At 40.3% G+C, this 395-nt stretch carries 1 tRNA gene; it reads right to left on the reverse strand.

The annotated features are described in order from the left end of the window. Nucleotides 1-150 precede the first annotated feature (150 nt). Nucleotides 151-227 (reverse strand) — tRNA-Arg (locus CWC04_RS19155). Nucleotides 228-395: the final 168 nt, after the last annotated feature.

The raw sequence follows: 395 nt of genomic DNA on the forward strand, positions 1-395 counted from the left end.
AGCTATGCGCCCACTTTCATTTTTTCTTATTTATACTCTAAGCGGAGTTTCTGAAACAATAAATATAAGTATACATCGTAAAATATGCGCTTAACTTATATGTTATTTCAGACACAAAAAAACCGACTTTTGTCGGCTTATTTATGAAAGTGGTGGGCGCAGGAGGATTCGAACCTCCGACCGCCTGGTTCGTAGCCAGGTACTCTATCCAGCTGAGCTATGCGCCCACTTTTACTGTTTGCTTATTTATACTCTAAGCAGAGTGTGTAAAAAGTGCTGGAAGCAGGACGTATCTTGTAAGAATGAACCTCCGACCGATTTGGTTTTAAACCAAACACTTTAACTTATTTATACTCTAAGCAGAGTGTGTAAAGAGTGGTGGGCGCAGGAGGATT

The organism is Pseudoalteromonas sp. S2893, from assembly GCF_005887105.1.
Taxonomy (GTDB): Bacteria; Pseudomonadota; Gammaproteobacteria; order Enterobacterales; family Alteromonadaceae; genus Pseudoalteromonas; species Pseudoalteromonas atlantica.